This window comes from Ignavibacteriota bacterium (genome assembly GCA_016218045.1).
GTDB lineage: Bacteria > Bacteroidota > Ignavibacteria > SZUA-365 > SZUA-365 > JACRFB01.
In genome coordinates, this window is the sequence record JACRFB010000001.1 from 288,973 (window position 1) to 304,616 (window position 15,644).

Annotated in this window: 6 protein-coding genes; all 6 read right to left on the reverse strand. The window is 56.1% G+C overall.

Features of this window, described 5'->3' with window-relative positions; genetic code table 11:
• Positions 1–73: 73 nt before the first annotated feature.
• Positions 74–9,187 carry a T9SS type A sorting domain-containing protein gene (locus HY962_01090; GenBank protein ID MBI5645498.1) on the reverse strand — a complete coding sequence of 3,038 codons (9,114 nt, stop codon included), beginning with the start codon at positions 9,185–9,187 and terminating at the stop codon, positions 74–76.
• Between the two features lie 480 nt (positions 9,188–9,667).
• The gene (lolA, locus tag HY962_01095) at positions 9,668–10,306 is read right to left on the reverse strand and encodes an outer membrane lipoprotein chaperone LolA (protein MBI5645499.1); all 639 of its coding nucleotides are present in this window, start codon (positions 10,304–10,306) and stop codon (positions 9,668–9,670) included.
• 50 nt (positions 10,307–10,356) lie between these two features.
• The gene (locus HY962_01100; protein MBI5645500.1) at positions 10,357–13,131 is read right to left on the reverse strand and encodes a DNA translocase FtsK; all 2,775 of its coding nucleotides are present in this window, start codon (positions 13,129–13,131) and stop codon (positions 10,357–10,359) included.
• 30 nt (positions 13,132–13,161) lie between these two features.
• Entirely contained in the window at positions 13,162–14,250 is a 1,089-nt protein-coding gene (gene gcvT / locus HY962_01105) for a glycine cleavage system aminomethyltransferase GcvT (GenBank protein MBI5645501.1), read from the reverse strand.
• A gap of 40 nt (positions 14,251–14,290) precedes the next feature.
• On the reverse strand, positions 14,291–14,944 hold the full coding sequence (fsa, locus tag HY962_01110) for a fructose-6-phosphate aldolase (protein MBI5645502.1): 654 nt from the start codon (positions 14,942–14,944) through the stop codon (positions 14,291–14,293).
• Positions 14,945–15,142: 198 nt separating this feature from the next.
• Positions 15,143–15,580 carry a 6-carboxytetrahydropterin synthase gene (locus HY962_01115; protein MBI5645503.1) on the reverse strand — a complete coding sequence of 146 codons (438 nt, stop codon included), beginning with the start codon at positions 15,578–15,580 and terminating at the stop codon, positions 15,143–15,145.
• Positions 15,581–15,644 lie beyond the last annotated feature (64 nt).

The following is a 15,644-nucleotide window of genomic DNA, read 5'->3' on the forward strand; positions in this document are numbered from 1 at the left end:
GGTAATAAAGAAAGCGCCCCGCCGAGGCGGGGCGCTTTCCCTTTGAAGACGAATCTTCTCAGGTCGAAGTGGATTACTTCAGCAGGGTCATCTTGCGAGTCTGCGTGAAGTCGCCAGCCACCATCTTGATGATATAGTTGCCAGAAGGCATCTGCTGACCAAGATCGTTTGTGGCATCCCATGTGGCCTTGAACGAACCAGCGTCCTTGGTCTCATTGACGAGCGTCTTCACCGGGGTGCCGAGGAGGTCATAGACCACGATGGACACCGGAGCGGACTTCGGCAGCGAGTAGGAAATGGTTGTTGTCGGGTTGAACGGGTTCGGGTAGTTCTGACCAAGAGCGAATTCCTTCGGTGTCGCGACAGTCTCGTTGCCGAGGATCTTGTCGATGACGATGGTCAGGAGGTAACCCGGGCGGTTGTCCGCGTTCGGCGGCGTGCTCTTCGTCGTATAGAGGTCGTCGTACGCTTCAACGAACCAGTACATGGAGTACTGACGCGTATTGTTCGTGCCCGACATCTTGTAGACGAGGCTCTGCAGCTGACCGTGGTTGGATGTGAACTTCGCGTCCATACCAAGACCATCAGACTCGAACCTTTCGGCGCGGGTGAGGCTTGTGCTGTCAACGAAGACCACGTTGTAGCGGACGACATCCGTGAACTTCTCGTTCGGCTTGAGGGCCGACACGACGATATCGGTGTACGGATCCTGCGGCACTGCCTTGGTCCAAGTAAAGGTCTCGGTCTGGAGGGCCGTGATCAGCTTGAGCACAGTCGCATCAGCCGGAGCTGTAAGCGGGAATGTGTTCGGAGCGTGATCGAGGACTTCGTACGAATCAGTCTGGCCGTTGATGGCCGGGTTGGTTTCATTGTACGCGCGGATCCACTGGAGTTCCTGTGCACCCTTAACACGCGCGATACGCGATGCCACGAAGTAATTGGTCGGACCGGTGATGAAGACCGAGCCACTGAAGATGTCGGACAGGCCAGGGATAGTGTTATCGAACTCGCCGGGGAAGCGGGCCGTAAACTTCGTCTGGATCTGCGCGTTCGACACGTTCAAGAAGCGGTCACGCGGCGACACAATGATTTCGTAGAGACGCATCTTGTAAACCTTGCTCGGAACCGGATTCTGCGCGGAGGTGAGTTCGACGAGGTAGTTTGTGATACCACCGACGTTGAAGTTCATCTTTGCAGAGGTCTGGTTGAGACCCGCGAGGATCGGGCTGACATCGATCTGGATGCCGCGCTCGGCCTTCGTATGGGTGACCTTGATCTTCGCAACGCCGTCAACAAAGGCAGACGGATCGATCACGAAGTCATTCGGACCGGCCTGAGTGAGGTTGGTTCCGTTATTGGTGATGACAGCCCAGGTGTAGCCGAGCTGATCAGCATTCCAGCTGCGGGAGCTGCTATCGGTGTTGGCAGTTGAGCCCTTCAGCGTGAGCGTCACGGGCACACCCTTGATGTTCCAGTCGCGGATGATGTTGCCATTCGCGTCCTTCGCAGTCAGGGTGAATTCAACTTCTTCACCGACCATCTTGTCGATGTCAGGATCAGCTGCGGTCGCGCTGATTTCCACTCCGCCCTTGTCGAGCTTGGTGAGATTCAGGTTGAACCAACGGCTGGCGAGCTCGTGCGGACGGCAGCCGAAGCGGCTCCACAGAGCTGTATCCGGACGGATGGTGCCATTCGGATCATAACGGAAGGTGACATCTTCCATCGGGAGGTTATCCGTCTGGTTGAAGTCTTTCACATACACCATCCAACGGATGATGACGGAGTCTGCACTTGTGCTGCTCGGATTCGTATCGAAACCGGCGAACAGGACATCAAGATCACTTGCGGTGAGCTGGGTGCCCGGCGTCGAACCGGCGTCTTTCACGATGATGGTACCAACAGGGGCACCCTTACCCGCCGGGAAGGTACGAACGACTTCGCCAACCCACATGTAGGTAAGCGTATCGACAGTACGACCTGACGGATCGTCGATCCACGTCTGGGATCCACCGTTGTAGACCTTGAAGCCACCGATAAGGATGCCCTTATTGATGTTGCGGTCGGAGGCGGCGGTCCAGATCACCGGAACGGGCTGCGATGTCGGGCCAAGCGCACTAATCGTGGCGTTGTCGACGGGCTGCACCGCTGTCGGCGGATTTTCCGGAGCACGGTTGATGGAGACGATAAGAGCAGGGGTCGGAGGCGGATTGTTCCGGATCGTCGCACCCGCGGTATCGGAATACGTTTCGAGACCGGCCTTGTTGAAGGCACGGACGAACCACTTCACGCGCATGACAAGACTATCGTTGTTCGGCTGCGGCTGTACGTTCGGGCGGAACAGGAGAGCACGGAGCTGGTCGCCGGGCACAGTCAGGGTCGGGCTGACTCCGAGATTGTCGGAGAGCATGCTGACGACGAGCTGACCAGTACCACCGGTACCAACACTGTCAATGATTCCGTACCATTCGTACTTCACAGTGTCATTCGGATTGTTCTTGCCGGGCACGTTGTTCCAGCGCGACGGGGTCCACTGCAGACGAAGGATATCGTCGGCAAGGCTGTTCGGCGGCTGGCAACCGGCTGTGCGGTCGAGACGGAAGAGAGTACGGTTCTGGGCCGTTGTTGTGCTAAGCACAAACGGTGCGGGCGCGAAGGCCTGCTTCACCCAGACCGGACGGCTGGAGACGACATTGGCCGGAAGGAGACCATGCGGAATCTTCAGGAGACCAGGATCGCCAACAGCAAGCGTCAGACGCTTGTCATCCGGCTTGATACCGACGTATTCGTTACGCAGGTTGGCCTGCGGGAACGGATTGAAGATGCGGAGTGTATCCTGACGGAAGTTCGTATTGTCAAGACCATCCGGGACATTGATCGGTTTGGCACCGAACCAGTTGCCGCCACCGCGGATCATGAGCGTACCACTCGGCTCAAGATTCGTGAAGCTCCAATCTGTGAAACGGGCACCAATCTGCACGAACATGGTGTCTCGTGCGTTCATATTACCGTAACGATCGTACGGGGTGACATTGTACACGTAGCGGAAGTCGCGGAAGATGGTATCCGGACGCGCATACGGAGTGTTGGCGCTATTCGGAATCGCGTCGGTGGCACCGTGACGGATCTGACCATAGAGACGTGTGAACATCTCCCAGTCGCTACCATCATGCATACCATCGGGATAGATACCGAGGTTTACGCGCGGAAGGGTATCGATGTCGGCCTGAACCGGGAGGATACCCAGCGGCAGGCGGGTGTTGTCAAACATACCCTGGGCAGGATCAAAGCTGCTCGGGAAGATCGACAGATAGGCGATACGATAAGGAACAACCACAAAGGTGTGGAGCAGTTTGCGGGAGGCAGTCGTACCGAAGAAGGAACGCGTCGCCGCGGCTTCCGGTGCGGTGTTTCCGAACTGCGAAGGAACACCCTTGTTAGCATACGGAAGTTCAGAAACCGACTGAGCTGTGACGTTCGGACCGAGGATACCATCCTCAATACCGTCGCCGCCTCTCCAGTAGGTGTCATCCAAATGCCAGAAGTTGTTCGCAATACGCTGGGCCTTGCGAACGACTGTCCACTTGCCCTGATCGTAGCTACACGTATCGTCAACCATCTGACCGGCTTTGTCAGTCAGGGTCGGATCGACAACGCGAAGGTCAACGACCTGCTCGGCCGTCGAGTCAATCAGACGAACGAATGCGCCAGGGGCAATCGGCAGCTGTGTACCGCTGCTGATACCAAAGGCACCGGCGATCGTCAGAACGCGGCGGTTGAAGTCGCCATTGAAAAGGTTGCCATTGGCATCCTGGCCACCCCACACACCGATGGCGGTCCGCGTACGGGCCATGCCATTCAGACCGGCGATGGTATAGTCGTCTGCACCCCAGCTGCTGACGCCGAGACGGGTGACGCGATCGAAGTCACCGCCGTTGGTCTGGGGAGCGTAGCTACCCGGACGGCCGCGATCCGTAAACGTACCCATGAGCTCGCCGCGCACGGAGTTGTTCTTTGCACCACCAAACGAGGGACTGGTATAGGTATACACCGAGTCAGCATACAGGCGGCTGCCGTAGACGCGGGTCTGGCCCGGCTGCGTATTGACACCCGTGAACTTGCTCAGATCATACGCTGCACCACCGGTCGGGGGATTGTTTTCCCAGATCGGAGTCACGCGAAGGAGGGTAGGACGCTGGTTCTGCGCACGGCCGCCGGCGATGTGCCAACCGATACCCTGATAGTTCAGAGTGCCGTATGCAGTGGTAAGCGGATTGAGATCATAGATGTTTCCGCCACCAGCCATGGTGATATCGAAGAAGAAGGTCGGGTTATCCGAGCGGACGCCAGGAATGGTGTACCCGAGCTTCACGATCATGTTGTCGTTGATGACGTTGAACGCATTGTTCGGTGCGGTCAACGGGCTGAGGTTGTTATACACATCGAGCTTCTGGAACACGGGGAGACCCGAGGCAGGATGACGCTCGAAGTTCGGGTTGATCGACGTGGCATCTTTGTCAAGATACAGCGGATCACCATCGCGGTCGACCGGCACGTTGTCGGGATTGACAACGAGGTACTTACCGACCATCGAGTTGCTCACGTTGCGCTTGTATGCCTGGCTGATCATGATGTTGTCGACACCAACTGCCGAGAAATCGTGCTGGATCGGATCCGCACCGGCCGGGAGACCGATCTGCGCAGCACCGATGGAACGATTCTCAGGCTCACCGACTCCAATCCAACGACCGGCCTGCGACTGCAGATATTCCTGGCCCGCGCGGAGAATGTCGAAGCGGGTCGGCTGCTTGGTCACGGACACGACGCGGCAGGTGTCGCGAATGATGTCTGTTGCGCCCGGACGGGAAAGATCGGGCCATGCGTCAGCCCATGCTTCAAAGTACATCGTGGTTCCCGCCGTCTTCGGCGTCGGGAATTCGAGTGCTGTGAAGTAGGACGTCTGGTTGATGTGCACACCCGAGACCAGATTGCTGATCTGCGTGTGGCGATAACGCGCTTTGCGCATCGGACCGAACTCATCACGAGTCCAGGAACCGGCGGGCATGATTGTTCCACCCGGTGCATTGTACGGTGCCGGCAGGGTACCGAAGTTCGGGCCCCACGCGCGGAACTTGATGCGGGCGGTGTCAATGACGTTACCAACATTGTTGCGATCGTACGGCGGCTTCAGCTGGAGTTCGACCAGGTTGCCAAAACGATCATACTCGCGGGCAAGAAGTGCCACGGTACGGCCGGCGGTAACCGAGTTTACGCTCTGCGGATCGGCATCCGTAAGATTCAGGGTGTCAACAATGTACGGACGGATATTCGAGTTCGCCATGCGGCCAAGGTGGGTCGCACGCTGCTCAACAAAGAACGGGTTGGCCGAATAGCCGTGGAAATACGGCGCATAGCCAGCACCACGCGAATCAGGATAGATGCTCACGTGCTCGAGCGACTGCATGCTGATAAGATCCGTCGGAAGCGGAACCGGGGAGGTCGCCGCTGCGGTGTACGGATAAATCTGCACGCGCACTGTCGGACCGGAGGTCAGATAGAGCGGCACGATAACACGCGGGGCATAGCCGCGGCGGCTTTCACCGACCGCGGTGCCTTCACCAAGGTTACGACCATTCGGGGAAAGGTCGAAAGCCAGGGTGTCGGGAGTAAGGGCAATACGAACGAGCTGGTGTGCAACGCGGCCGGAGACATAGTATGCAGTCACCCAACCAGCGGTGGCGGTATCACCAATCGTGGAACGCTTGAGAGTATCGTCGGAAACGAAAGTACGACCGAACTCACCAAAGCCACCACGCTGCGCGTTGTTCTGCAGCTGGGTCTTCGGAAGGGTGATCGGAAGCGTTTCGCTTTCAATGTAGAACTTCACCAGACGACCACCGACCGGGTTGTTATACTGGTCGAGGAGACGCGCGATGATACGCATCTGCTGGTTGTGCTCGGAAACCATGACGGTGTCCATCGGGATCGGAGCGGTGCAATCGCCATCGAGGCTCACATCGCTGGCAAGGAAGCCACCGATACCGCGGTTAACCGGCTCGAGAGGAGTCGGGAACGCGATGCCCGTTGTCGGAGGAACAGCACCGATTGCGCGGAAGAAATATCCGCGATAGAACTCGGAACCTTCAGCGGCGTCACGCGGCGTACCGGTGGAATACCAAGCGGCCAACGCATCGTTCGCTGTGATCGGGCTCCAGCCTTCCATCGGCGTCTGCGTTCCGGCCGGCTTGCCCCACGACTTGAAGATTTCAACGTTCTGAACAACGTCAGGAATGATGCTGACTTCTGCGAAACCACTGGTAAGGCTGAAGTCGCCAACATTCGGAATGTTCGTGTTGATGTTGAGATGCGCGCGGAGACGGATCACGTCTGTTCCGGCGAGGCTCAGCTTCGTCACGTTTTTCGGAGCGCGGAGGTAGAAACGCACCGCGTTGTAGTCCTGAAGCGCAGGGATGTCACCCTGAATGCCGGGAAGACCCTGGCCGGCTTTCACCAGCACGAGTTCGGCATTGAGGATCTGACCCGCGTTCGGGAGACCAACCGGAATCGCCGGATCGAAACCAGCGGGGTTGGACGGATTGTCGTAAGGAACCGGCGAACCGGCGCCACGCCATGCGACGTTCGGCGACACGCTACCGAAGAACACCTTCGTCGTCAGACCAGCGTTGAACGCGTCGACGAGCGGGGGATTGTCCGGAAGCTCGACCCACACCTTGTTCTGCTGGCGGTCGGTCGCATTGAAGTACGGAGCGATGTCTTTCGCATCGCCATGGCTGTTCGTCAAACGAACATACAGCTTGTCATAGATCTGCTTCGGCGCACCCGGACGGGTGAACGGACCGACGCTACCGACGACGAGCGCATCGCCCGTGCCGGTTACAACTTCAACGCGCGGATTGACCGGGAAGAAGAAGTAGTCATCGCCATTCCAGTACACGTCGGTGGAATCCATCGCCGTTGTCTGGAGGGTCGGGCGGCCAAGCTTGGCGTTGTAGCCAGTACCCGGACCAAACCACACACCCCAATTGTTGTTGGGCGAACCGTCCTTGATGAGGTACGTGTGCGCAAATCCGGGACCCGGATTCGGATCGTACTTCAGAGGATCGCGAAGATCGCTGTAACGATCATTGAAGGTGTAGCTGGCGCGGACGCGGATACGATATGCACCTGCGTTGTTGCTTCCAGTTGCAGCCTGGAATACGCGCGTGGCCATACCCATCGCACCGCGATTCGGATCGGCATACGCAGCAACGCGACCGGAGTCAGCACCCGGGTTACCGGACACGACCACGTTCGGAACGTACGTAACGAGCGAATCGAAGGTACCGTTCAGACGGTACGCAACTGTGCTGGGCGGATTCGTGAAGGTCAGATGACCAAACGGGCTGAGCTCGAACTTGAACGGCTCGTTGTCATCAACCGTGTTGCCGTAACCGTCATAGACCTTGATGTCCATACGGAGGAAACGGCGATCGGCTGTGTTCTTCCAAGCATCACGCGATTCGATGTCGATGACACGCGGAATGTTCGGACGAACGGTGATCTTCAATCCCGTCGGCGGAAGGTGATTGAGGCCTGCCGGATCGACAGGATCACGGTTCGGATCCACCTGCCACTGCACGCTTGTGCGTGTGGAGTTGTCAAGAAGAGCTTCCGTTGCACGAATGCTGTAGGAGTAGTTCTTCGGGAAACCACCGGAGGTATCCGGGAGAGCATTGAGGCCCTGGAGTGTGCCACCCTGGCCATCAAAGTATACTGTTGCTTCGGCAACGATGCGGACGGAGTCCTCAACGCCACCGGGGTTGCTTCCAACGTCAGCATGCGTGAACGCAAGACGACGGAACACGACCTGACCATACTGACGAAGAGTATCGTCGGCGGCCTGGTATCCCTTCAGGTAGATGGTTGCATCTTCGCCCTGCGGGGTGTTTTTCGTGTAAAGAAGCGCTTTCAGTTTCGGCTGAGTCATGCGATCCCATGTGCGGTTGCCCCAACCATCGAAGAAGCGAAGGGTATCAACAGCAGAGGACACAAGGCCCGGCTGATACGGATTGTGCGTCACAGCGTATTCACCAACACGATACGGCGGAATCTGGCCGAACTCGGGGTTCGGATTGCTTCCTGCATCGCCCGGGAAAGCCGGGTACACATTCGGGAAATTCTCGTTGTACCAGTACGGCGCGAGGGCCTGATACAGATTTGTAAACTTGATCGGGTTGCGCTCGGGCGGGAAGCCGTCGACCATCATTCCATAGTCAGGATTGACAATGGTGGTGAGGCCGAACGTGCGGGTTGTGCCCGGACGAAGCTGAAGAGTCTGGCTCTGCGCGACGGGAAGCCCATCGTCGCCGAGGAAATAACGACCGCGGGAATAATCACCGAAGGAGCCGATGTACTCACCAGCGTCGACGGCCTGCGCGGAGTCATTCACCCACGCGATAACCTGCGTGGTTCCGGGAAGGAGACGGAAGATACCGAGATCGGTCTGGCTCACGACGTCGCCAGCGTTGGCGAGGTTCGCGACGTTACCAATCACATGATACGCGCGAAGGGTGTCCTTCGTCGTGTCAGGCGGTACGGCAAGACCGGTCAGGTTGTTGATGTTCGGTTTGAAGTAGACGTTGCGAAGCTGAATACCGTCGCCGGCGCCCGTCGGCTGAAGAACCTGGAACGTGAGCACCTGACGAATGACATTCGGGTCTTTCGGGAAGAAGGGGGACGAGGTCGCGATGTTGCCGACGCGGCGATACACCGGACGCAGGCCGATGGATCGACCGGTTACTGCGTTGTCGGTGCCGTAGACGGCTGTTGCACCCACTGCTGTCACGACGTTGTTATACGCCTGACGGCCAAGGGTCATGCCCGGACTCGACGTGCTGATGCGCACGTTTGCGTAGTCAAACAGGTTACTCGTCAACATGTTGTTGACGATCTTGAACCTGTTCTGCACGAACATGATGACAACGGAGTCGCGATCGATGAAATTCTGAACACCACCGCCCATGTCGTACACCGAAACGGTATCCGTAACGAACGTTACGGAGTCACGTGTCTGCTCGACATTCCGGGTGATGTTGAAAAAGTCGCCCTTCCCCGTCCTGAGCTGCGCCTGTGCCGTCAGGCCGACGAGCACGAGAGCCAGGAAGGAGAGCAAGGTGAGGCTTTTTTTCATCCGAAAAATCTCCTGATTGTGAAATGGATTAGAAGGGATAGACTGGTTGATGCATGCTGTGAAGATGTGTGTGCTTCCTAGCCGCTGCTCATTCAGTTCCTCCTGTGAATACATGAGACATTAGTTCCTTAGAAAATCCAGTTGAATTGTTTTGCGTCGTTGATAAGAAAATGAAGCCTTGTAATATAGAGCACGGGTACTTTCCAAACAACCGTATCACTCGTTTACCGCGCTCACCCGCGTCTGGACACGATCGGGGCAGAAATGATACTGCAACATCCTTGCCAAAGATATATACGGCCAAAACGACAAGAAAATGGTTGTTTTGCTCTCCGCGTCAAAATTCTGACGCCTACGAATCTCTCGTTTTCAAATTTTGACGGACCAGGGCTGGAAACTAGTTTTCACGTGTCGGGATGTCGACTTCCTCCATTGCGGGTGACAGGGATGGCGGTTATATGTGACTGTTGCTGATTTTCCTTATCGCAGATCGATGATGTCCGTGCCTGAGGGCGCCTTGAACTCGAACCGAGTATCAGGGATGCCTTTGTCTATCGCGACATCCTTGATCGTGTACGTCGTGACCGTACCGCCCGATTCGGTTGCTTCAATTTTTCGGATAATCCAGTTTTTATTTACCCATATTTTCATTGTTCGCGCAGCGGGATTCCCCTCCTTGGGGGTGAGCTTCAGTACATAGCACGATTCGCCGAGCGACTTTTCTTCCCCGACCAAGGCCGAGAAATAATCCCGTGGATATTGGAGCAGCATGTTCTCGGGCGACAGCGAACGCGCGTCTTCCTTGTAAGTATTAACAACGAGCTGCTTGTTCTGCGGCGAGTACGACCACGACGTCTTGCCGTCGGTTACCAACACGCGTTGTTCGGTTTCGATCCGATACTTGTTTTTCTTCTTGAAATACAGTGTGCCCGAAGTCTGTTGTTCGAGCCGAGATACTTTGAAACGTACACTCTGGGTGAAGACGACGACTGCATCCTCCATGTCGTCGTATTTCTCCTGAACGTTTTCGATGATCTCTTTCGCGGTGATCCCGGCATATGCAACGACGTAGGCGGTGCCGAGCAGCATCAGCGCCGTGAGGATCTGCCATTGTGCCATTCTTCGCACATCAGTGGTCCGCGTGGCCACTGGATTTGCCTTTGTTCGCGTCATCGGTAATCCATCAACAGGGTGTCAATCTCATCTTCATTCTCTACCAGAACTTCGCGGGACTTGCTTCCGTCCGCAGGGCCCACCACACCCGCAATCTCCAACTGGTCAACAATGCGAGCAGCACGCGAGTACCCGATTTTCAATCGCCGTTGGAGCAGCGACACTGAACCCTGCTGATGGCGCACGATCAAATGAGCGGCCTCGAGTATGAGCTCATCGTTCTCAAGCGAATCTTCGCGGGACTGCCCCTTGCGTGAAGTTTTAAGGGAGGGCAACTGATACGGCCGCAAATAACCGCGTTGGTCGGCGATAAATTCCACCACCCGCTCGACCTCGGCCGTGCTGAGAAAGGCGTTTTGCACGCGCACCGGTTTTGGCTGGCCGCTTGGCTGATACAGCATGTCGCCATTTCCGAGAAGCTGATCCGCACCCGTCCCATCGAGAATGGTCCGCGAGTCGATACGACTTGCAACCTGGTATGCAATTCTCGCGGAGAAATTGGCCTTGATGACTCCTGTCAGAACGTCCACGGAAGGCCTCTGTGTCGCGACAATGAGATGAATGCCGACGGCGCGTGCCAGCTGTGCGAGACGTGCGATCGGCTCCTCCACTTCGCGCGCCGCGGTGATCATCAGGTCGGCAAGTTCATCGATGATGACGACTATGTACGGCAGACGGTAGTGCGTAAGCGTGTCGCTCTCTTTGAGCGCTCCGGACTTTACCTTCACGTTGTAATCAGTCACATGACGCACACCCGCTTTTGCGAGCTTGGTGTAGCGCATGTCCATCTCCATTTCCAGGCTCTTCAAAACAATGACCGCATTCGCAGGATCAGTAATGATTTCTTCGTCGATATCGGGACACGTTGCGAGGAAGTGGCGGCTGAGCCCGCGGTACTGCTGCAGTTCGATCTTCTTCGGATCGATCATGACAAACTTCACATCGGAAGGATGCGCTTTATACAGGATACTCGCGATCATCACATTGATCCCGACGCTCTTTCCCGATCCAGTCGCACCTGCAATAAGCAGGTGAGGCATCTTCGCGAGGTCGTCGATGAACACATCTCCCGTTATGGATTTTCCGAGTCCGAGCGGGAGGGAGTGACGGGCTTTCTGAAACACTGCCGATGATACCACGCTTTTAAAATTCACCATTTCAGGGGAATTATTCGGAATTTCCACCCCGACGGCACTTTTACCCGGTATCGGCGCGATGATGCGAATACCGCGAGCTGCGAGTGCCAAGGCAAGATCGTCAGAGAGAGAAACGATCTTGCTGATTTTAACACTGGAGTCTGGAACAAGCTCGAATTGTGTGACAACGGGACCAGGAATCACACGGATATCCCGGATTCCGATTCCAAAAACGGACAACTTCTCAATAACCTGATCGGCTTTTAGCTTGAGTTCCTGATCGGAGATGACATGCGCTCGCTGGGCATCGTCGAGCAAGCTTTCGTTCGGGTATTGATATCCCGAAAGCTTTTCGAGCGACAGCTCCTTGTTTGTCTCCTCACTGTTGACATCCGACTCTGCAAAGGCCATCTTCTTTGCCACGGCCTGCTGCACCGCCTTTTTTTCGTGCTCGTTGATGAGCGGTTCTCCGGCATCGATCGGGGCCACGGTTTCATTCTGGACTGCCAGTGCCTCGACTGGTGTTCGTTTTGCCACATCCTCTTTATCGCGTGACAAAGACGGCGCCTTCTGCGATGCGTCCGGTTTTAAATTCGGCTGCTCGGCAGACTTCCCATTCCGATCGTCACCGTATAATCCGCGCAACTCCTCAACGTTCTCCTTGGAAATTACTCCATTCGAGCGCGGCGATGAGTCTGAAGACAACGCGGGAGCCATGTTGCCGTTCAGCGGTGCGTCGGTGCGGGCGATAGAGACAGGCACATGACGCGGGGTGTCGATCGCCTGCACGGGCGCTGATGAAGGTACGGGGCGAGGCGGAACGGATTCAACCCGTTTTTTCGCAGGGAGAATAACATCCGGAACGGGATCCGGCACCGGCGGTAGATCCGCCTCAGCCAGTGACGCGGCTTCACGTTCGCGCCGCAATTCACGTATCGCGTCACCATGCATACTTGAGATGAGGGCACCTGCAAGGCGGCGCACCCGATCCAGCGTACGATGTATGTCGTAATCGACTGCGATGATCGCGAGAATTACGCCGGTTGCAATGACACCAATTATGCCGCCCGTTGTTCCAATCAATCGCGACAGGAGACCCGCCGCAAAATCACCGACGTTTCCAGCCCAGGCGGGCGAAATATCAGGCATCCAGGGAACAAGGCGTAGCAGTCCGAAAAATGTTGCGAGGAGGAGAACGAAGAGAACGGAATAATTCGTGTAATAACTCAGGACGCGCAGATCTTTTTTTCGGAGAATGAACCATCCCCAAATCGCCAGCCCTATCGGGAGTGCGATAGAGAAGAATCCCACCGTCGCGTTTATGAGAAATCCGGCGAGCAATGCGCCGAACAGGCCCAACCAGTTCCGGGTTAAGTCGGCGCGTGCCTGGATGTCGGGATCGCCACCAAACAGACGGAGCAGATCACCAGCGCCGAGATCGGCACTTGACTGATCCGCCGACGAGTAGGAGACAATAGCGAGGAACAACAGCATGGCGCATACGATCATCAGTATTCCGATGATATCGAGCTTGCGCCCAGGGTCGAGGCTGCGCTTCGTCTTCTGTTCGCGTGACGCGTCGGTATTAGTGCTTTTGCGTCTCACCGTCCTCTGAATGACAAAGTGGAACCGCACTGCGTCTCCGGCCTCGGGGCCGGGACCACGTCAGGAGTTCTTCTGAATGAAAGGAATTTTAACAACCTTGGCTGGGACGTCCTGATTACGGATACGTACATGCACCGTGCTTCCGGGTTCTGCGCAGGTGCTCGGGACGTATCCCATGGCGATGCCTTTTTCAAGCATCGGCGACATTGTGCCGCTCGTGATTACACCCGCGGGTGTGCCGTCAACGATAACGTCATACCCGTGACGCGGAACGCTCCGGCCCTCGACGAGCAGTCCGACGAGTTTACGGGGCATTCCGGCTTCTTTGGCTTTCAGAAGCACGTCGCGGCCAATAAAATCGCCCTTCGCGAGCTTCGTAATCCAGCCGAGTCCCGCCTCAAGAGGATGCGTTGTCTGGTCGATATCGTTGCCGTAGAGGCAAAATCCCACTTCAAGACGCAACGTGTCGCGGGCTCCGAGTCCAATAGCGGCGATGTCATATGGTTTGCCTGCCTCAAAGATTGCATCCCACATTTTAGATGCGAGCACCGGATCGTTCTTGAAATACACCTCAAAACCAAGCTCACCGGTATAGCCGGTGCGGGAGATGAGACACTCGATCCCTGCCACGGTTCCACGCAGGAAGGAGTAATACGGCATGGATGCGAGATCAAGATCCGTCAATACCCGCATGGTGTCGAGCGATTTCGGGCCCTGAATTGCAAGCAGCGCAGTGTCATCACTCTTGTCGATAAGCTGCACGTCGCCCGAAACATGTTCGGACAGCCATGCAAAGTCCTTCTCCATGTTCGAGGCGTTTACAACAAGCTGCACATAATCGCCGCAGTGGTACACAAGCAAATCATCCACGATGCCGGCGTTGTCGTAACACAGGGCGGAGTACTGGACTTTTCCTTCCTCGAGACGCGAGACATCGTTGGTAGTCATGCGCTGCACGAATGCAAAGGCGTCCTTGCCGCGCACTTCGAATTCGCCCATGTGGGTTACGTCGAAGACTCCGACGGTCGTACGCACGCGTTTGTGTTCTGCGATGATACCCTCATACTGAATGGGCATGTGGAAGCCGGCAAACTCGACCATCTTTGCGCCGAGGCCAATGTGTTTTTCGTGAAACGGAGTGAGTTTCATGGGACCATGTGCTTGTGTATGAATGTCGGTCTGATAGGAATCAGACAAGTTTCGCTTCGTTCTTCTTCCAGTCGGCGAGGAAGCGTTCGAGACCCGCGTCAGTCAACGGATGGTGGAAAAGCTGCTCAATAATCTTGTAGGGAATCGTCGCAACGTCGGCACCAGCGAGCGCGCTCTGGAGCGCATGAATGGGGTGCCTGATGCTCGCGGCCAGCACCTGAGTGGAAAAGGTGTAGTTCTGGTAGATTTGCACAATCTGGCGGATGAGATCCATTCCGTCTATCGAAATATCGTCGAGGCGGCCGACAAAAGGCGAGACATACGTCGCTCCGGCCTTCGCCGCAAGGAGAGCCTGCATCGGGGAAAAACACAACGTGACGTTGGTATGAATCTGTTCCGACGACAACACCCGCACCGCCTTCAAACCCTCCCGCACGAGAGGCACCTTCACAACGATATTCGGATGGATTGCTGCAAGTTCACGCCCTTCGCGGATAATACCCTCGGCGTCGATCGACACGACTTCGGCGCTTATTGGCCCATCAACAACGGACAGTATTTCATCGAGCAACTGCCTGAAGTTCTTACCTTCCTTTGCAACGAGAGAAGGATTTGTCGTGACTCCGTCGATCACACCCATGCTGGCGGCTTCACGGATTTCCCTGATGTCGGCACTATCGATGAATATCTTCATGGTCGGCCTGAAAAAGAACTTTAAATGGATGGCTGCAACTCAAAGCGTGAAAATACAAAAGCGGAATTTTCCACGCAATAATAGGGAAGGATTTCGAGCGGTTTTTTTCGAGGGCCGGCAAAGGATCGAAGCAGGCCTGGCGCGCAGAAGGGAAACTGTGGCCCGAGCCTTCGAGGGAAATATCAAGAGGGTTGCGGCCTAGACAGACCGGCTCATTTTTGCTTCCGCGTAGGAATTCTCGGTCTCATGAATTCGGACCGTTAGCTCCGTAATCCGAGGCTGTTTGGCAATGACTTCCCAAATCTTATCGAGGAAATAGCGCGTAATGTTTTCAGCCGTCGATTGAAAAGGGACGAGAGCACATTTGAATCCCTGGAATGCGAGAAAATCCCGCATGACAGAATCCCCTGTATAACAGAGGAAGGCATGATCAAGCGGCTCAACCAGAGGTTGCACCGCAAGTTTGAGATCACCGTAATCGATGAGCATCCCATTCTCATCGCACTGCCCCGCCACTTCAACCCACATGCGATACGAGTGGCCGTGAATATTCGCGCAGCCACCCTCGTGGAACGGGAGCCGGTGCCCCATTTCCCAGTGGAACAGGCGTGCGATGCGTACTGTGTCCATGTCCATGCATTAGATCCAGTTTGTGTGCGTTGGCGCCCTCGTCGGGCATCGAACGGAAAATTACACCCGA